We start from the raw sequence: 18,347 nt of genomic DNA on the forward strand, positions 1-18,347 counted from the left end.
CACTCCGATGGACGGCACCGGAGAGGGGACATACAGGCATGAAGGCACTGACCTGGCACGGTAAGCGGGACGTTCGCGTCGAGGACGTCCCGGACCCCCGCATCGAGGAGCCGACCGACGCGATCGTCCGGATCACCTCGACCGCCATCTGCGGCTCCGACCTGCACCTGTACGAGGTGCTCGGGCCGTACCTCAAGCCCGGCGACATCCTCGGGCACGAGCCGATGGGCATCGTCGAGGAGGTCGGGCCCGGCGTGACCCGGCTCAAGAAGGGCGACCGGGTGGTCATCCCGTTCAACATCTCCTGCGGCTCGTGCTGGATGTGCGAGCGGCAGCTCTACGCGCAGTGCGAGACCACCCAGGTGACCAGCCAGGGCAAGGGCGCGTCGCTGTTCGGCTACACCTCGCTGTACGGCTCGATCCCCGGCGGCCAGGCGGAGTACCTGCGCGTGCCGCAGGCCCAGTTCGGGCCGATCAAGATCCCGGACAGCGGCCCGGACGAGCGCTGGCTCTACCTCTCCGACATCCTGCCCACCGCCTGGCAGGCGGTGAAGTACGCGGACACCCCGCCCGGCGGCACGCTCGCCGTGTTCGGGCTCGGTCCGGTCGGGCAGTTCAGCGCCCGGATCGGCCGCCATCTGGGCGCCGGCCGCGTGATCGGGCTGGACCTGGTGCCGGAGCGGCTGGAGATGGCCCGGCGCCACGGCATCGAGGTGCTCGACGTCAGCCAGCTCGACGACGTGCCCGGCACGCTCATCGACCTGGTCGACGGGCGCGGCCCCGACGCGGTGATCGACGCGGTCGGCATGGAGGCGCACGGCGCGCCGCTGGGCAAGATGGCCCAGACCGCCGCCGGGCTGCTGCCGGACAAGCTGGCCCAGGCGATGACCGACAAGGCCGGCGTGGACCGGCTCGTGGTGCTGCACGCCGCGCTCAAGGCCGTACGGCGCGGCGGCACCGTGTCGATCTCCGGCGTGTACGGCGGCGAGCAGGACCCGATGCCGCTGATGGAGATGTTCGACAGGGGCATCCAGCTGCGCATGGGCCAGTGCCACGTGCGGCGCTGGGTCGACGAGATCATCCCGCTGCTGGAGCGCGACGACGACCCGCTGGGCGTCGAGGACCTGCGGACCCACCGGCTGCCGCTGACCGACGCGCCGCGCGCGTACGAGATGTTCCAGAAGAAGGAGGACGGCTGCGTCAAGGTCGTGCTCGCACCGTGACCCGGACGGTGGTCGTCACCGGCGCCACGAGCGGCATCGGCCGGGCGACCGCCCGGGAACTGGCGGGCCGCGGGGACCGGCTGGTCCTCGCGGCCCGCTCCCCCGCCACCCTCACCGAGGTACGCGACGAGTGCCGGGCGGCGGGCGCGCAGGCGATCGCCGTACCGATGGACGTGACCGAGCCCGGCGCGGTGGCCGCGCTGGCCGACGCGGCACGGTCCGAGTTCGGCGGCGTCGACGCCTGGGTGCACACCGCCGCGGTGATGTCCTACGGCCGCTTCGACGAGACCCCGGCCGAGGTGTTCGAGCAGGTGGTGCGCACCGACCTGCTGGCCGCCGCCGCGGTCGCCCGGGAGGCGCTGCGCCGGTTCCGGGACACCGGCGGCGGCACGCTCGTGCTCACCGGCTCGGTGCTCGGGCACATCACCGCGCCCTACATGAGCGGCTACGTGGCAGCCAAGTGGGGCCTGCAAGGGCTGGCCCGCACCCTCCAGCAGGAGGCGCGGGAGACGCCCGGCATCGCGATCTGCCTGGTCAACCCGGGCAGCGTCGACACACCCGTCTATCGGCAGGCCGCCAACTACCTGGGCCGGATCGGCCGGCCGCCGCCCCCGGTCGCCGCTCCCGAGCGGGTGGCGCGGGCCATCGCGCACTGCCTCGACCGGCCGCGCCGGGAGGTCTCGGTGGGCCGACTGAACGTGATCATGCGCTTCGGCTTCACCGCCCTGCCCGGTGTGTACGACGTGCTGGTCGGGCCACTGATGCGCCTGGCCGGGCTGACCCGGCAGCCGGTCGCCGCGCACCAGGGCATCGTGTTCACGCCGAACCCGGCCGGCGAGTCGGTCCGGGGCGGATGGGTGCCCGACGTGTCCCAGGTGGTCCGTGCCGTCGGCGGGCGCGCGGCGACCGTGGCGTCCGCGGTGCGCCGCCGGCTGCCCTGACCGCCGCGGCGGACCGTCCCACGGGCGGACCCGTCGCGCGGGCTGGCTGTCGCGCGGGCGGACGGTCCCGCGGGTGGCTGTCGCGCGGGCGGACCGGGACGAGGGTGGTTACCGTGTACGACGGGACACGGCGGAGGGACGAGCATGCGGGAACCAACGGGGCGGGAACCGGACCGGACGCGCGGCGGGCGGGGGTGGAAGCTCGCCGGGCTGGCCGCCGTCGCCGGGCTGGCCTGGGCGGCGCGGGACGTGCCGGCCCAGCTCGGCGGCCGGCTCACCGGCGCCCGGGCGGAACGGGCGGCCCGGTCGCCGCGCTTCCGCGACGGCACGTTCCACAACCCGGCCGACGCGAGCGCCACGATGGTCGCCGACCCCGGCCGCAACCTGCTCCGCGAGCTGGTCTTCGGCAAGCAGAAGCGGCGGCCCGGCAGCCCGGTGCCGCTGCTGCGCCCGGCCCCCGCGCCGGCCGGCGACCCGGCCCGCGAGCTGAACGTCGTCTGGTACGGCCACGCCTCCACGCTCGTCGAGATCGAGGGGCGCCGGGTGCTGCTCGACCCGGTGTGGAGCGACAGGTGCTCCCCGTCCGGGCTGGTCGGCCCGCGACGCATCCACGAGCCGCCGGTACGCCTGACCGAGCTGCCCCCGCTGGACGCGGTGCTGATCTCGCACGACCACTACGACCACCTGGACATGGAGACCGTCCGCACGCTCGTCGACCTCCAGTCCGCGCCGTTCGTGGTGCCGCTGGGCGTCGGCGCGCACCTGGCCCGCTGGGGCGTACCCGAGCACCGCATCATCGAGCTGGACTGGTCCGACAACCACCGGGTCGGCGCGCTGACGCTCACCGCGACCGCCGCGCAGCACTTCTCCGGGCGCGGGCTGCGCCGCGACGGCACGCTCTGGAGCTCCTGGACCATCACCGGGGCACACCGGAAGGTCTTCTACACCGGCGACTCCGGCTACTTCGACGGGTACGCCGCGATCGGCGCCGAACACGGCCCGTTCGACCTGACGCTCATGCAGATCGGGGCGTACGACAGGGCGTGGCCGCACATCCACATGTTCCCGGAGGAGGCGGTCGCCGCCCACCTCGACGTACACGGCGGACTGCTGGTGCCGGTGCACTGGGGCACGTTCAACCTGGCCCTGCACGACTGGTCCGAGCCGGTCGACCGGCTCTGGGCCGAGGCGAAGGCGCGCGACGTCCGGCTGGCCGTGCCGCGCCCCGGCGAGCGGGTCGTGGTGGACGAGCCGCCGGCGGTGGACGGCTGGTGGCAGTCGGTCGCCTGACCCGGCGCTGACGCGTTCGTGCTCTGAGCCGGCTCAGAGCACGAAGGCGTCCGTCCAGAGCGCGCCGGAGCGGCCGGACAGCGCGTCCAGCATCGCCACCGCCTGACCGTCGGTGAGCTGCGCGACGAAGTCGATGATCGCCCGGCCCCGGGCCCGGCCGATCCGGTCCGGGGTACGCGGGTGCAGCTCCGCCTCGGCCAGCTCCACCAGGTCGTGCAGCCGGCGCGGCAGCCGGGACTCCTCCTCCGGGTCCAGCAGCCACTCCCAGAGCGCCTCCACCAACGTGCCCAGCAGCCGGGCCTGCCCGCGCTGGTGCAGGGCCAGGTCCGGGCGGGCCAGCACGAACCGGTGGTGCACGAACTTGAGCACCTGCACCTCGTGCCACTGCGCCTTCGCCAGCAGCACGTAGCCGGAACGGACGTCCGGCTCCGGGGTGACGGTGATGGCGTCCACGAAGCGGGTGGACCAGCGGGCGGAGAACCGGGCCACGTACTGCTCCGCCTCGATCGAGCCGTCGAACGGCAGCGCCAGCAGCCCTTCGACCAGTTCCTCGCGGACGTGCTCGACAGCGGCGGCGAACGCCTCGTCGTCGGCGATCCAGCCGTCCTTGCGGTGCAGTTGCCGGCGCAGCCGCTCGATCGCCACGCCGGGCCGCCGGGCCGCCGCCTCCAGCGCCGACGCGGTGATCGACCGCAGGTGCCCGCTCTCGCGCTGCCAGGCCATCAGCTCGGCCGCCACCGCGCCCTGCTGGAGCACACCGACCCGGTAGAAGTCCTCCACGTCGTGGATCGCGTACGCGATGTCGTCGGCGGTGTCCATCACCGAGGCCTCGGGGGTCTGCTGCCACTCCGGGATCCGCCCGGCGAACGGCTCGCGCGCCTGCCGCAGGTCGTCCAGCTCGGTGCGGTACGCGCCGAACTTCACCGACCCGCTCTCCGGATCCTCCGGTGGCGCCGCCGCACCCCGGGGCGCCGGGTCGAGGTGGCGCGGGTGCGGGTCGGGATGGTCCAGCCGGGTCCACGGGTACTTCAGCATGGCGGCCCGGACCGCGGCGGTCAGGTCGAGTCCGGTGGTCGCGGCGCCGCGGATCTCGGTGCTGGTGACGATCCGGTACGACTGGGCGTTGCCCTCGAATCCGTCGGCCAGCCCGAGGCGTTGCCGGGCCAGCCGGTCCAGCACCCGCTCCCCCAGGTGCCCGAACGGCGGGTGCCCGAGGTCGTGCGCGAGCGCGGCGGCCTCCACCACCTCCGGGTCGCAGCCGCCGAGCTTGTCCAGCAGGTCCCGGTGCGCCGGGTCGGCCGTCAGCCGCTCCGCGATGGCCCGGGCCACCTGGGCCACCTTCAGGCTGTGGGTGAGCCGGTTGTGCACCAGCAGCCCGGAACCACCCGGGCTGATCACCTGGGTGACGCCGTTCAGCCGGGCGAAGAACGGCGAGCCGACGATCCGGTCCCGGTCGGCCCGGAACGGGCCGGCGGCCAGGTCGCCGAGCGCCCGGGCGCTGCCGCCGAACAGCCGCCGGGCCCGCGGATCCGCAGGTGCCTCCATGATCGCCACGCTAGCGCAGCCAGCGGCGGGCCGGGCACAGCCGGTCCGAGGCGAACGGCACAATGCAGGGCGGAAACCACCCGAGAAGGCGGATGACAATCGTGACCCAGTCAGTGGACCAGCGGATCGCCGAGGAACTCGGCGTCGCCGAACGTCAGGTGCGGGCGGCAGTCGAGCTGCTCGACGGCGGCGCCACAGTGCCGTTCATCGCCCGCTACCGCAAGGAGGCCACCGGCCTGCTCGACGACGCGCAGCTGCGCACGCTGGAGGAGCGGCTGCGCTACCTGCGTGAGCTGGACGAGCGGCGCGCGGCGGTGCTGGAGTCGATCCGGAGTCAGGGCAAGCTCGACGAGGCGCTGGAGGCGCAGATCCTCGCCGCCGACTCGAAGTCCCGCCTGGAGGACATCTACCTGCCGTACAAGCCGAAGCGGCGCACAAGGGCCCAGATCGCCCGCGAGGCCGGGCTGGAGCCGCTCGCGGACACGCTGCTGGCCGACCCGGCGCAGGACCCGAAGACGGTCGCCGCCGGGTTCGCCGACCCGGACAAGGGCGTCGCGGACGCCGCGGCCGCGCTGGACGGGGCGCGGGCCGTCCTGATCGAGCGCTTCGCCGAGGACGCCGACCTGATCGGCACGCTGCGCGAGCAGATGTGGTCGCGGGGCCGCCTGGTCTCCCGGGTACGCGACGGCCAGGAGACCACCGGGGCGAAGTTCTCCGACTACTTCGACTTCGCCGAGCCGTACCCTAAGCTGCCCTCGCACCGCATCCTCGCCGTGTTCCGGGGCGAGAAGGAGGGCGTGCTGGAGCTGACCATGGACCCGGAGGCCGAGGGGGACGCCGACGCGAACCCGGGTCCCAGCCGCTACGAGGCGGCCGTCGCCGGCCGCTTCGGCATCAGCGACCAGGGGCGGCCCGCCGACAAGTGGCTGGCCGACACGGTGCGCTGGGCCTGGCGTACCCGGATCCTGATCCACCTGGGCGCGGACCTGCGCATGCGGCTGTGGCAGGCAGCCGAGGAGGAGGCCGTGCGGGTCTTCGCCACCAACCTGCGGGACCTGCTGCTGGCCGCGCCGGCCGGGGCGCGGGTGACGATGGGCCTCGACCCGGGCCTGCGTACCGGGGTGAAGGTGGCGGTGGTCGACGCGACCGGCAAGGTGGTCGCCACCGACACCATCTACCCGCACGAGCCGCGCCGGCAGTGGGACGCCTCGCTGCACACGCTCGCCAGGCTCGCCGCCGCGCACGGCGTCGAGCTGGTCGCGATCGGCAACGGCACCGCCAGCCGGGAGACCGACAAGCTCGCCGGTGACCTGATCAAGCAGCACCCGGAGCTGAAGCTGACGAAGGTGGTCGTCTCCGAGGCCGGCGCGTCGGTCTACTCCGCGTCGGCGTACGCCTCGCAGGAGCTGCCCGGCCTGGACGTCTCGCTGCGCGGCGCGGTGTCGATCGCCCGCCGCCTCCAGGACCCGCTGGCCGAGCTGGTGAAGATCGACCCGCGGTCGATCGGCGTCGGGCAGTACCAGCACGACCTGTCCGAGGTGAAGCTGTCCCGCTCGCTCGACGCGGTGGTCGAGGACTGCGTCAACGCGGTCGGTGTGGACGTCAACACCGCCTCCGCGCCGCTGCTCACCCGGGTCTCCGGCATCGGCGCGGGGCTGGCCGAGAACATCGTGCTGCACCGCGACGCCAACGGCCCGTTCCGCACCCGGGCCGAGCTGAAGAAGGTGCCGCGCCTCGGCCCGAAGGCGTTCGAGCAGTGCGCGGGCTTCCTGCGCATCCCCGGCGGCGACGACCCGCTCGACTCCTCCAGCGTGCACCCCGAGGCGTACCCGGTGGTCCGCCGCATCCTCTCCTCCACCGGGCAGGACCTGCGCGCGCTGATCGGCAAGTCGGCCATCCTGCGCGGCCTGCGCGCGACCGACTTCGTCGACGACACGTTCGGCCTGCCCACCGTCACCGACATCCTGGCCGAGTTGGAGAAGCCCGGCCGCGACCCGCGCCCGGAGTTCCGCACCGCGACGTTCGTCGAGGGCGTGGAGAAGATCGGCGACCTGACGCCGGGCATGGTGCTGGAGGGCGTGGTGACGAACGTGGCCGCGTTCGGCGCGTTCGTCGACGTGGGCGTGCACCAGGACGGTCTGGTGCACGTCTCGGCCATGTCGCACACGTTCGTCAAGGACCCGCGCGACGTGGTGAAGTCCGGCGACGTGGTCAAGGTCCGGGTGCTCGACGTGGACGTGCCGCGCAAGCGGATCTCGCTGACGCTACGGCTGGACGACGAGGCGCCGGCCGGCGGCGGTCGCCCGGGCGGCGGCCCGCAGGCCGCCGCTCCACGTGGCGGCCAGGGCGGCGGTCAGCGCGGCGGACAGGGCACCAGCCAGGGCGGTGCGTCGCGCGGCGACCGGGGCGCGTCGCGCGGTGGCCAGGGCGCGTCGCGCGGTGGCCAGTCACAGCGGTCGGGGCGCGGCGGCGGTCCCGCCCCGGTCAACGACGCCATGGCGGAGGCGCTGCGCCGCGCGGGCCTGGCCTGACCTCCCGGCACCCGGCCGCGTGGTGCGCCCTGACGCGTGGTGCGCCGGGGGCGGCGGGCGCGCGTACCCTCGCGGTCGTGGGTGTCGAGGACGACGAGCGGTGGCGGGAACGGCGGCGCCACGCGGTGCGGGCGCACGCGGAGGCCGCCGACCGCGAGCGCGCCGCGGAGCAGGCGGAGGCCGCGGAGCTGGTGGCCCGGTTCGCCGCCGAGGCGTCGCGGCGCGGGCTGCGCGCCGACCGGCTGACCGCTACCGGCCACGACGGGCGCGGGCGTTACCGCACGCGGCTGACCGGCTGGTACGTGGACCGGGCGCGCAGCCGCGCGGTGGACACCGAGGGGCGGTTCTACCTGCTCACCGTGCCGCCGGGTCTGCGGGCGCGGCTGTTCGGGGCCGACCCGCGGCCCAGCCCGCCGCCGCTCGTGGTCGGCCGCGGCGGGCGCGACGGCGAGTCGGTGCCACTGGCGACGCTGCTCAGCCGCCGTCTCGAGGCGGGCGACGACTGGCGCTGACCGGCGCCCGTCCCCGGCCGGCCCGCTGTCGCGGCAGTCCCCGGGCGGCGGTCCGGTCCACATGCCGCCACCAGCAGAGCTGGACCACCAGCGTGAACACTCCGGCGAGCACGATGGCCGCCACGTTGATCAGCAGCTGCAGGGCCGAGCCGGCCGCCTCGTGCCACACGCCGTACGCGGACGCGACAGCCACGTTCGCCGCCGCCGGCACCGTGGTCACCGAGATCAGCACGCCGACGAGCGAGCCGGACTTCTTCGAGGTCAGCGACAGCATCCCGGCGACGCCGGCGAGCAGGCCCACCACCCAGGACAGCGCGTCCGGGCGCCAGATGAAGTCGGTCAGCGGCCGTTCGGCCAGCAGCATGTCCCGGTCGACCAGGCCGGTGGCGGTGAGCGCCCAGGTGCTCAGCACGGTGGCGGCCATGGCGACGAGGAAGCCGACGGTCAGCGCCTGTACCGAGCGCACGGCCACGCGCGGCTGCCGCCGCAGCAGCGCCACGCTGAGCGCGGCGAGCGGCCCGAACTCGGGGCCGACCACCATCGCGCCGACGATCAGGATGGGCTGGTCGAGCAGCACGCCGATGCCGGCGATCATGGTGGCGACCACGATCAGGGCGACGAACGTGCCGGTGAGGACGGTCTGCTCGCCGGTCTTCGCGGCGATCTCGTCCCAGACCACGGCATCCTCGCCGTACCCGGGCGCCTCCTCGGCGGCCCGGTCGGCCGCCTCGGACAGGGTCAGCTCCACGTCGTCGGCGGAGATCGCGCCACGTGCCTCGACGCCCATCTCCTGAAGCACCCGAAGCACGTGATCGGCGCTCTCTCGCACGACGTCACAGAGGATGAGATCACCGACAGGGCGGCGGGCGGCGCCGGGCAGGACGGCCAGGTGCGCCACCCCCGGCTCAGCGGCCAGCAGGTCCGCCACCGCCGCGCTACGGTCGGCCGGGGTGATGATCCTCAAGTGCAGCACTGGCGGCTCCCTGGTGCGCGTCCCTGGCGTCGGCCGCCGCACTCTACCGGCGCGTCAGGTGTGACGCACGTCCCTCGCCGGGCCGGACGGCTGCCGCACCAGACCCGGTACCCGCTCGACCGTCTCGCGCCAGAGCGCCGTCAGCGAGTCGGCCAGCGGATGGACCGGCGTCCAACCGAGCAGCCGGTGGCCACGGCCGATGTCCGCGCAGATCCAGGGCACCGCCGCTGACCGGGTCGCGTCGGCGCCGAATGCGCCGGTGCGGATCTCCCCCGGAAAACCTGCGATGTCCGCGAGCTGCCGGACGGCGTCCCTGGTGGCCGTCGCCAGCCCGCTGCCCACGTTGAACACCCGCTGTCCCACCGCACCGCAGCGCACCGCGGCCAGGACCGCGCCGGCCACGTCCCGCACGTCCACGAAATCCCGCCAGGAATCGAGCAGACCCAGTGCGACGTGATCGTCGCCGCGCTCGGCCGCGGCCCTGATCAGCCCCGCCGCCCGCCCCAGCACGTTCCCGGGCGGCATGCCCGGTCCGACCGGGTTGAACACCCGCAACACCACCGTGTCGACCCGGCCGGACGCACCGGCGAGTTCGGCCAGCCGGGTGGCGGCGAGGTGACTCACCCCGTACTCGCTGATCGGCGACGTCGGGGCGTCCTCCCGCACTGCGACATCGCGGGCGACCACGCCGTACTCTGCGGCCGAACCGATCCGCACGAGCCGCGCACCGGGAGCGGCGGCGGCCATCGCCTCGATCACCTTGGCCGTCGTCACGGCGTGTGCCTGGACGAAGTCGTAGCCGGAGCCGACGATGCGCCCCGCCGCGAGGACCACGACGTCGGGTCGTTCCCGGCTCAGCAACGCGGCCAGGGCAGACGGGCCGACGGCCACCAGATCGCACTCCTGCCGATCCGGACACCGCACATCGCAGTGCGGTTCGAGGTTGCGACGGATGTGCCGGCCCAGGAACCCGCCGGCCCCGAACAGCAGTACGGCCGTCACCACATGCCCACGGATTCTCCGGCGCGCAGGTGCTCGCGGTCGCCGGGCTGCCGGTTGCCGGTGAACTCGTGCCAGGTGGCGGCGCCGGGCGCCGAGATGCCCTCCCGGCGCAGCACCGCACCGACCGTCGCGGCGAGGATCCGCAGGTCCAGGGCGAGGGAGCGCCGGTCGACATACTCCACGTCGTACTCGAACTTCTGCTCCCAGATCAGCGCGTTGCGACCGCGCACCTGCGCCAGGCCCGTGATGCCGGGACGAACCTCGTGCCGCCGGGCCTGACGGGCGTCGTAGAGGCTCAGGTAGCGGACCAGATGTGGGCGCGGACCGACAACGCTCATGTCGCCGCGCAGGACGTTCCAGAACTCGGGCAGCTCGTCGAGGCTGGTGGAACGCAGCCATCGCCCCACCGGCGTAAGCCGGTCCGCGTCGCTCACCAGCCCTCGCGCCGGGTCGACATCGTGCATGGTGCGGAACTTGACCATCTCGAAGAGCCTGCCGTCACGCCCCGGCCGGGTGTGCCGGAACAGCACCGGCCGTCCCAGCGTCACCAGCACCACGAGGGCGACCGCAGCCATGACCGGTGCGCCGAGCACCAGCGCCAGCACGGCACCGAGCACGTCCAGCAGGCGTTTCAGACGGTCGTACGGGCGCGGCGTGCCGCCGGACGAGGGCCGATGTGGTGCGGCGGTGTGGCGTCGCCGCCACGTGGCATCAGTGCTCATGAGATACCCATATCAGGACATAGTTCCGTCGGTGTGCAATCGGTCAGAACTCGCGGGCCTCTTCGCCGTGCCGCCTGGCCCCGCGGACGGCCGCAGCCGTCCGCAGTTCCTGCTCCACGCGGCGTATTCCCAGGTCGGCAGCGAACTGGCGCTCGTAGTGGCGGCGGCCTGCCTGACCGAGCAGTCGAAGCTTCTCCCGCCCCATCTGGCATGCCTCGCGCAGTGCAGCCGCGATGGACTCCGGGTCTCCGGGCCGAGCGGTGATGCCGCCGCCACTCTCCCGCGCCACCTCGGCCGCGTCACCGGGCGCGGCGACAAGGAGGGCTCGTCCGGCGGCAAGGATCGCCTGCATCTTGCTCGGCATCGTGCAGGCGGACATCGCCGTGTCCCGCAGGCTCACGAAGTGGATGTCGCCGGCCGCCATCACCGCCGGCATACGCTCGCTGGGCACCCGGCCCAGAAACCGCACGTTGTCCAGCCCCGCCGACCGGGCGCGCTCCCGCAGCCGGTCCTCCGAGACCCCCGACCCGGCGATCAGGCACACGAACCGGGAATCGTGCACCAGGGCGCAGGCATCCAGCAGGGCGTCGAGTCCCTGCGCCTCCCCCAGCGCCCCGGCGTACACCAGCACCACCCGGTCGTCGGGCAGTCCCAGATCGGCACGGAGGTCACCCTGCGGCGACCAGGGCCGCTCGTCCGCCCACATCGGAACGTACGTGAGTTTGCTCTCCGGCACCCCCCGGCCCCGCAGAAGGTCCCGAACGCCCGGCGATATGTAGGCCACCCGCGTGGCCGACCGGTACATCGCCCCACACCAGCCGTGCAGGCAGCGCTCGACCGCCCGGCCACCGGCGCCGTTGCCGAGAAAGCCGCTGGCCGCCAGGGTGTCGGGCCACAGGTCGAGCACGTGAAGCACCACCGGCACCCGGTACACGTGCCGGGCGAACCACATCGGCAGCGCCACCGTGACCGGGGAATTCCCCACCCAGATGGCGTCGAGCCCGCGGAGCGCCCTCACGCCGGACACGAGCGCGGACATCGCGAACGAGCCGTAGTTCGCCATCCGGTGGACGGCCGACGCGTCGTGGCTGGGGTAGAGGGCGACCCGGCGAACCTCCACACCGGCGAGGTTCTCGTCCTGCCGACGAGACATGCGGTAGCCCGGCGCCAGCCGTCCGGTCGGATAGTTCGGGAAGCCGGTGAGTACCCGCACCTCGTGCCCCCGGGCGGCCAGGCCGCGGGCCAGCACACCGGGCAGGCCGGCCGGCCCCGGCTCCGGGTCGAACCACTGGGTCAGCAAGCCGAACCGCATCTCGACACCTCGTCTCAGGAGCTCGGCGGGGGATGCCGGCGGCCGGGTCAGACCGCCGCGACCGCCGCTCGCGCTCGGGAATCCACGGGTTCGGGCCAGGTGTCCGGCTGGGCCGGGTCGAAGACCTCGTTGGCCCAGAACAGGGTGATGAGGGCACCCGAGCCGGTGTTGGTGATGTCGTGGGCCCACATCGTGGGCATGTCCACCACGACCGGATCGCGGCCGTCCACCCGGAGCCGGACGACCTCGTCGTCGAGGACTCGTCGCAGACGTATCTCGGCACTGCCCTGCACCACGCAGAACCGTTCCAGCTTCGCCAGATGGAAGTGCTCTCCCCGGGTGACGCCGGGGTGGGTGGAGGAACAGAAGGTCTGTCCCGGCCCGCCGTGCGACTTGACGACCTCGACGAGTTCGCCGCGCGCGTCGGACCGCCGGGGCAGCGGCAGCGGCTGGTGCGACGGAAGGCAGTGCGACCGGTACGTGTTGAACAAGCGCACCGCGTGCCGGTCGGTCAGTGCCGGGATCTCGCCTGTGCGGTAGCAGCCGGCCAGCTCCGAGAGCCGGTCGGCGAGCGCCTGGACACCGATGCGCAGCTCCGGCATCGAGGCATCCCACGGGCCTGCCTGTGCGGCACCGACCAGGCGGGCCGCCGCGTCGGTGGCGTGCACCAGGACCAACTCCCGATCCTGGTGCACCTCGGGCCGGCCGCCCTCGGCGAGCAGGCGACAGAACGTCGCCACGACCGAGTTGTAGCCGGGCAGCCCGTGCTCCCCGTAGAGGTTGGGCAGGCGCAGGTCGACCAGATCGGGGCGCACGGCGGCGAGGGTCTCGGCGGCGACCGCCTTCGAGTCACCGTAGGCGCTGCCGTTGCCGGCCTGGATCGAGTTCGCGAAGACGACGACGCCGGGCGGCGCGGCGCACCGTCCCAGTCCGCGCGCGAGCGCCGAGGCGAGCCACACGTTGCCCGCTGCGACCTCGGCCGGGTCACCTCGGTTGACCCCGGCCAGGTGCAGCACCCGGTCGGTGCCGTCGACCCGCGCCGCCACGGCCGCCGGATCGGCCAGGTCCGCCCGGGTGACCACGACGGGATCGGGCCAGCCCAGCGCACGGACGAGGACCCGTACGTGCCAGCCCAGGAAACCCCCGGCACCGGTGAGGGCGAGCCTCAGCACGTCAGCACCGCGTCCCGCAGCGTCAGTTCCGCCCGCATCTCCGGGATGCTCAGCAGGAGTTCCTTGATCTGCGCCACTTCCATCTGGGGCGCGTTGGCGGAGGTGAAGTCCTCGGTCAGCGGGCCACGCACGTCCCCCTCGGAGACGTAGAGGTCGTAGTTGAGGTCGCGGGCGTCGACCGGCACCCGGAACACGTCACCGAAGTCGTCCGCCCGGGCGAGCTCCTCGCGGCTGACGAGCGTCTCGTGCTGCCTCTCGCCGTGCCGGACCCCGATCACGTCGAGCTTGGCCGGTACGTCGAAGAGCTGACAGACCGCCTCGGCGAGGTCGCCTATCGTGCACGCGGGCGCCTTGCGGATGAAGATGTCACCGGGACGGGCGTGTTGGAAGGCGTGCTCGACGAGATCCACCGAGTCGGCCAGCGACATGAGGAAGCGCGTCATCGCCGGGCTGGTCACGGTCGGCGCCTTCCCGGCCTTGATCTGCTCCACGAACAGCGGGATCACCGACCCGCGTGAGTACATCACGTTGCCGTACCGGACGCAGGACACGACAGTCGTGCTGTCCGGGCGATTCCGGGCGTGCGCCTGGGCGACCTTCTCCATCAAGGCTTTGCTGATGCCCATCGCGTTGACCGGGTAGACGGCCTTGTCGGTGCTCAGCAGCACCACCGATCTCACCCCGTTGCGCTCCGCCGCCATGACCACGTTCTCGCTGCCGAGCACGTTGGTCCGCACCGCCTCCATGGGAAAGAACTCGCAGGACGGCACCTGCTTGAGCGCGGCGGCGTGGAACACGAAGTCGACATCGCGGGTCGCCCGGAAAACGCTGTCGAAGTCCCGGACGTCGCCCACGTAGTACCGCACCCGGTCGTCGCCCAGCCCTCGGCGCATGAGGTCCTGCTTGGCCTCGTCCCGACTGAACACCCGGATCTCGTCCACATCGTGGTCGAGCAGGCGGCGTACCAGGGTCTTACCGAATGATCCGGTACCGCCGGTTACGGCGACGCGGCATCCGGAGGGCAGAAAGGACACGTCCACTCCTCTTGGTTCGTGCGGTTCGGGCGGTCGCGATCGCGGGGAAGGGAGGGAGACGCTCTGCCGTACCGAAATACACCTTTGACACGTTCTGTCTTATATAACACTTCCTCAACGAGAGACGGACGGTCAGGTCACGCCTCGGCTGCCGGGCGACGGGCTCTGCGGTCTCGGCAGGCGAGTCCGGCACCCTCCGGAAAGGCAGAGCCGATGAGAGCCACCGTGACGGTGGAGTCGCGCTACGTCCGCACACCCGACGGCGCGGTCTGGACGTACGACGGACCCGCCTACCGCTTCTTCACCGACTACCTGCAGGTGTTCGACCAGGTCCGGGTCGTCGCCCGGGTGCGGACGGTCGCGAATCTGGAGCGGGCGGCCAACCGCGTGGACGGGCCGGACGTCGAGGTCTGGCCCATCCCCTACTACCAGGGCCCTCGGCAGTACCTGCAGCGGTTCCCCGCGATCCGGCGGGCCGTGGCGTCGGCGGCGTCCGCGGAGGACGCGGTGATCCTGCGCGTGCCGTCCTTCATCGGCTCGATCCTCGCCGCTGTACGCGACCGGGGGCGGCTGCCCTACGCCCTCGACGTGATGGGAGACCCCCACGCGGTGTTCGCTCCCGGCGTGGTGGAGCACCCGCTGCGGCCACTGCTGCGGCAGCGATATACCAGTCGGCTACGGCATCTGTGCCGCTCGGCGGTCGCCGTCTCCTACGTGACCGAGCGGTACCTGCAGGAGAGATACCCGGCCGGCCCGCAGACGGTGACCGCTGTCTGCTCCGACGTGGATCTGCCGCGACACGCCTACGCCGACCAGGCTCGCGCGCGGACGCCGGGGCTCCCCCACGTCACGCTCATCTCGGTCGGTTCGCTCGACCAGATGTACAAGGGGATCGACACGTTACTCGCCGCTGTGGCGCGGCTGCGCGCAGACGGCCTCGCCCCCCGGCTGGTACACGTCGGCGACGGCCGGTTCCGGCACCGACTCACGCAGTTGGCCGACCTGCTCGGCGTCGCCGAGCAGGTGACCTTCACCGGACCGTTGCCGTCCGGCGACGCGGTACGGCAGCAACTGGACGCGGCCGATCTCTTCGTCATGCCGTCGCGTACGGAAGGGCTGCCCAAGGCGCTCGTCGAGGCGATGGCCCGAGGGCTGCCGGCCGTGGCGTCGGCCGTCGGCGGCATCCCCGAACTGCTGCCGGAACAGCACCTGGTCGCACCGGACGACGCTGTCGGCCTGGCCGCGGCGATCCGACGGTTGTCGAGCACTCCGGGACTGATGACCGAAGCCTCCGCGGAGAACCTGACGCGCGCCCGCCGGTACGCCGCCGAACGACTCGTGCCGCAGCGCCACGCCTACTTCCTCGCCGTCCAGGATGCACACCGCCGGGCCCACCGGCTCGGCCTGTCCACCTCCGGGCGGCGAGTGCTGATCGACCCCTGACCGCCGTGTGCGACGGCCGGACGGCGTGCCCACGGGACGCCGCCCACCGTCAGCCGGTGAGCCGGTCGAGCCGCTCGGCCATCGCGGCGGCGACGTCCGCAGCGACCAGCCGGGGCACGCGCCGTGGCCCACGGTGGTACTCGGCGAGCATCGCGTCGGCCAGTCCGACGACGTCGGCCGGGCACCGGCGCCCGTTCTCCGGGGTGACGAGGTCGTCGGCGGCGGCGACCTCGACGGTGGCGATCACTGGCGTTCCGAACCCCAGGGATTCATTGACGACCAGGCCCCAGGCTTCTGTCCGGGACGGCACAACAGCCACGTCGGCGGCGGCGAAGGCCGCGCCGAGGCGATCGTGATCGATCGGGCCCAGGTAGTGGCAGTCGGCTCTGGTCGCGCAGTAATGCGCCACGTCCGGGGCCAGACTGCCGCCGCCCACGACCACCAGGGCCGTGGCACCGTCGCGCACCTTGTCGCGCACGATGTCGTACGCGGCGAGGAGCAGATCCGCCCCCTTGATCGGCTCCAGCCGGCCTACGAAGACGAAGACGAAACGGTCCTGGTCGCCGAGTGACGCCCGCATCGCCGGCGCTCCGGTTTCCCCGCGGGGCAGCTCCGGCAACGCGAAGGGGATGCGCCGGAACCGCCGGAACCCGAGCAGTCGCCAGTACGCCTCGTTGGCGGTGCCCACGGACCAGATCTCCGGCTCGCCGAGCAGCATCCGCAGATACCACCTCTTGGCCGCCCGCCGGCTCCGCGACCGGCGCAGTTCCGCTGACACGTTGCTGTCGCTGCGCAGTACCAGCGGCACCCGACGTAAGCGGGCTACCAGTGCCGCGGCGATCCGGGCCGAGCCCCGGTAACCGAAGAGGCACACGGCGTCGAGATCCGGTGCCGTCAGGGTCCGGAGGAACAGCCACCAGGGCTTGCGCCCTCGAAGGATGCGGTGCGAGTGAGACGGCTCCACCGTGCCCCAGCCGCGTGCGGAGTCGTCGGCCGAGACGTAGAAAACCTGGACTGGGCGGGACAGGTGGGCGGCGAGCCGGTCGAGAACCGGGTTGTGATGGGGTGTGCGGGACTCGAGGACAAATACGATCATGGCCGCTCTCTCATCTACAACGCTGGCGAACGGACTCGGGAACGCCGCCGCCGGCCGGGGACGCCGTCGAGGTCGTACCCAGCCGCGAGTGCGGCACGGGTCGGGACGGCGACGGCGGGCTCTGCGGCGGCACGGCGGTGGGCGCACGGGAGAACAGGGCATGAACGGCGAACAGCGCGGCGAGTATCAGCAGTCGGCACCCGGCGCGCGAGGCGAACGTCGCGGTGCCGACCCAGATCAGGTCGAGTGCCCCGACGAGCAGTACGATCGCGGCGACGTACGCCAACACCCCGCGCCTCGTCCCGATCAAGGGCTTACTGGCCGCCCGGACCACGCGGTCCGCCGCTCGCAACGCCAGCCCGGTAATCGGAATCATCAACACCAGGCCGGCCAGGCCGAAGTTGTAGAGCCATTCGCCGAAGAAGAGCGCTGCGTCGGAGTGTTCCGTGCCGGCCAACTGGGGAGAGAGGTAGGGCACGAGCACCGCGCCCAGGCCGCGCGGTTTGTCCTCCCAGATGGAACGGGGTACGAGGATCACGGCCGCCGCGTAGAAGCTCTCCCCCCACGCCTTGGGCAGTAGGCCGAGGTCACTCAGGCTCAACAGTTGAGCGAAGTCGTGGAACGGGCCCACCACCGAGAAGAGCCCATCGCTGTCCCACTCCGTCCTGGGGGTACCGGGGGGAGGCGGCGTCGGGGACGCACGGATCTTGGCGAGGAAGGCGAGAGTCGGCGGAGCCACGGCCAGCATCACCGCCTTCACCGGTCGGCCATTGCCCCGATTGGCGACGATGACCGCCAGGGCGAGCGCGAGCGCGCCCAGCACCAGACGGCCGAAGCTGTCGAAGAGAGTCAGGTAGTAGATGACGAGTCCGGCGACCGGCACCAGCCCGTACATCAGAGACGGTCTCCTGCGGGTCGTCGGCAGCAGACCGACACCCAGCATGATGACCCCGACGAACCCCGCAGAGCTGATCAGGAGATGCTGGAACCGCTCCGGCAACGACAGTTGCAGCAGTACCGCCAGCGCCAACAGCAGTGCGCCGCAGCGCACAGCCCAGCGAGCCACCTCCGGTGTGGTCGTCACGAGCGTTCCGGCGGTTGCGCGGGTGCTCTTGCCCGTCCAGAAGACGAGCCACGTCGACACCTGGACGAAGTAGCCGAGCGCGACGGCACGGAACAGCGGGAACTCCGGAGCCTCGATCCCGGATTCGAGCGCCTGGTACAGGGCGGCGAAGCCGACGAAGAGCGCGAACCCGAGGTTGTAGGCGCCGACCGTGGTGACCCGGGCACCTCCGTCCCGCCAGAAGACCCAGAGCCCGAACAGCACGGACAGCACACCGAAGAGGACGGTGCCGTCGAATCCCCACCGACCGCGTCCGGCCGTCGTGTCGAGCAGGAGCGGAAGGCTGCCGAGGCACAGCCAGCCCACGCCGGCCAGGACGGCGGCCCCGCGCCCGTGTCTCGCCGACGAGCGCCGGGTCGGCACCGTTGTGCCGGCACCCGGCCCGTTCACCTCGGTTCCCTCATGGACGACAACCTCCGAAGCTACCG

Annotated in this window: 15 protein-coding genes; 6 read left to right on the plus strand and 9 right to left on the minus strand. The window is 72.7% G+C overall.

Annotated elements, in window-relative coordinates:
* Nucleotides 1-38: 38 nt before the first annotated feature.
* The 3 genes from ACFYO8_RS08140 (at nt 39) to ACFYO8_RS08150 (ending at nt 3,454) form a co-directional block, all read left to right on the plus strand.
* Nucleotides 39-1,223 (plus strand): zinc-dependent alcohol dehydrogenase, encoded by a 1,185-nt coding sequence (locus ACFYO8_RS08140; protein ID WP_354867268.1) that lies wholly within the window; start codon nt 39-41, stop codon nt 1,221-1,223.
* Nucleotides 1,220-2,164: an SDR family NAD(P)-dependent oxidoreductase gene (locus tag ACFYO8_RS08145; protein ID WP_355095003.1), complete on the plus strand. Its 945-nt coding sequence runs from the start codon at nt 1,220-1,222 to the stop codon at nt 2,162-2,164. The genes ACFYO8_RS08140 and ACFYO8_RS08145 overlap by 4 nt, the downstream gene beginning before the upstream one ends.
* 144 nt (nt 2,165-2,308) lie before the next feature.
* Complete coding sequence (locus ACFYO8_RS08150; RefSeq protein WP_355095001.1) at nt 2,309-3,454, plus strand: MBL fold metallo-hydrolase; 1,146 nt, start codon at nt 2,309-2,311, stop codon at nt 3,452-3,454.
* A 33-nt stretch (nt 3,455-3,487) separates the two neighbouring features.
* Here ACFYO8_RS08150 and ACFYO8_RS08155 read toward each other — a convergent pair whose 3' ends face one another.
* On the minus strand, nt 3,488-4,999 hold the full coding sequence (locus ACFYO8_RS08155; RefSeq protein WP_355094999.1) for a dGTP triphosphohydrolase: 1,512 nt from the start codon (nt 4,997-4,999) through the stop codon (nt 3,488-3,490).
* 62 nt (nt 5,000-5,061) lie between these two features.
* Between ACFYO8_RS08155 and ACFYO8_RS08160 the strand changes: the two genes are divergently transcribed.
* The gene (locus ACFYO8_RS08160; protein WP_357706920.1) at nt 5,062-7,530 is read left to right on the plus strand and encodes a Tex family protein; all 2,469 of its coding nucleotides are present in this window, start codon (nt 5,062-5,064) and stop codon (nt 7,528-7,530) included.
* 77 nt (nt 7,531-7,607) lie between these two features.
* Nucleotides 7,608-8,042, plus strand: a complete 435-nt coding sequence (locus ACFYO8_RS08165; protein ID WP_354867282.1) for a hypothetical protein — start codon at nt 7,608-7,610, stop codon at nt 8,040-8,042.
* On the opposite strand, the gene ACFYO8_RS08170 is transcribed toward ACFYO8_RS08165, so the two are convergent.
* From ACFYO8_RS08170 to ACFYO8_RS08195, 6 genes are read right to left on the minus strand one after another with little or no spacing between them, the layout of a single operon-like run.
* Complete coding sequence (locus ACFYO8_RS08170) at nt 8,005-9,015, minus strand: DUF389 domain-containing protein (protein ID WP_354867284.1); 1,011 nt, start codon at nt 9,013-9,015, stop codon at nt 8,005-8,007. The two genes, ACFYO8_RS08165 and ACFYO8_RS08170, sit on opposite strands and share 38 nt — an antisense overlap.
* A 54-nt stretch (nt 9,016-9,069) precedes the next feature.
* Entirely contained in the window at nt 9,070-10,017 is a 948-nt protein-coding gene (locus ACFYO8_RS08175; RefSeq protein ID WP_355094530.1) for an NAD-dependent epimerase/dehydratase, read from the minus strand.
* Nucleotides 10,014-10,739, minus strand: coding sequence for a sugar transferase (locus tag ACFYO8_RS08180; RefSeq protein ID WP_355094528.1), 726 nt, complete (start codon nt 10,737-10,739; stop codon nt 10,014-10,016). Before ACFYO8_RS08180 ends, ACFYO8_RS08175 begins: the two co-directional genes overlap by 4 nt.
* 43 nt (nt 10,740-10,782) lie before the next feature.
* Nucleotides 10,783-12,051, minus strand: coding sequence for a glycosyltransferase family 4 protein (locus ACFYO8_RS08185; protein WP_355094526.1), 1,269 nt, complete (start codon nt 12,049-12,051; stop codon nt 10,783-10,785).
* Between the two features lie 47 nt (nt 12,052-12,098).
* The gene (locus ACFYO8_RS08190; protein ID WP_355094524.1) at nt 12,099-13,223 is read right to left on the minus strand and encodes a capsular biosynthesis protein; all 1,125 of its coding nucleotides are present in this window, start codon (nt 13,221-13,223) and stop codon (nt 12,099-12,101) included.
* Entirely contained in the window at nt 13,217-14,257 is a 1,041-nt protein-coding gene (locus ACFYO8_RS08195; protein WP_387256873.1) for a polysaccharide biosynthesis protein, read from the minus strand. The genes ACFYO8_RS08190 and ACFYO8_RS08195 overlap by 7 nt, the downstream gene beginning before the upstream one ends.
* 213 nt (nt 14,258-14,470) lie before the next feature.
* On the opposite strand from ACFYO8_RS08195, the gene ACFYO8_RS08200 reads away from it, so the two are divergent.
* Entirely contained in the window at nt 14,471-15,700 is a 1,230-nt protein-coding gene (locus ACFYO8_RS08200) for a glycosyltransferase (protein WP_355094522.1), read from the plus strand.
* A gap of 49 nt (nt 15,701-15,749) precedes the next feature.
* Here ACFYO8_RS08200 and ACFYO8_RS08205 read toward each other — a convergent pair whose 3' ends face one another.
* Together ACFYO8_RS08205 and ACFYO8_RS08210 are read right to left on the minus strand one after the other, a co-directional pair.
* The gene (locus tag ACFYO8_RS08205; protein WP_355094520.1) at nt 15,750-16,796 is read right to left on the minus strand and encodes a glycosyltransferase; all 1,047 of its coding nucleotides are present in this window, start codon (nt 16,794-16,796) and stop codon (nt 15,750-15,752) included.
* A 10-nt stretch (nt 16,797-16,806) separates the two neighbouring features.
* Entirely contained in the window at nt 16,807-18,309 is a 1,503-nt protein-coding gene (locus ACFYO8_RS08210) for a hypothetical protein (protein ID WP_357706926.1), read from the minus strand.
* Between the last annotated feature and the right edge of the window lie 38 nt (nt 18,310-18,347).

Source organism: Micromonospora sp. NPDC005257, from assembly GCF_042872445.1.
In the GTDB taxonomy this organism is placed as follows: Bacteria; Actinomycetota; Actinomycetes; order Mycobacteriales; family Micromonosporaceae; genus Micromonospora.

Bases quoted from the DNA above. Each gene is read 5' to 3' on its own strand.
- ACFYO8_RS08140 (WP_354867268.1), top strand. From the start codon at position 39: ATGAAGGCACTGACCTGGCACGGTAAGCGGGACGTTCGCGTCGAGGAC.
- ACFYO8_RS08150 (WP_355095001.1), top strand. From the start codon at position 2,309: ATGCGGGAACCAACGGGGCGGGAACCGGACCGGACGCGCGGCGGGCGG.
- ACFYO8_RS08155 (WP_355094999.1), bottom strand. From the start codon at position 4,999: ATGGAGGCACCTGCGGATCCGCGGGCCCGGCGGCTGTTCGGCGGCAGC.
- ACFYO8_RS08160 (WP_357706920.1), top strand. From the start codon at position 5,062: ATGCAGGGCGGAAACCACCCGAGAAGGCGGATGACAATCGTGACCCAG.
- ACFYO8_RS08180 (WP_355094528.1), bottom strand. From the start codon at position 10,739: ATGAGCACTGATGCCACGTGGCGGCGACGCCACACCGCCGCACCACAT.
- ACFYO8_RS08185 (WP_355094526.1), bottom strand. From the start codon at position 12,051: ATGCGGTTCGGCTTGCTGACCCAGTGGTTCGACCCGGAGCCGGGGCCG.
- ACFYO8_RS08200 (WP_355094522.1), top strand. From the start codon at position 14,471: ATGAGAGCCACCGTGACGGTGGAGTCGCGCTACGTCCGCACACCCGAC.
- ACFYO8_RS08205 (WP_355094520.1), bottom strand. From the start codon at position 16,796: ATGATCGTATTTGTCCTCGAGTCCCGCACACCCCATCACAACCCGGTT.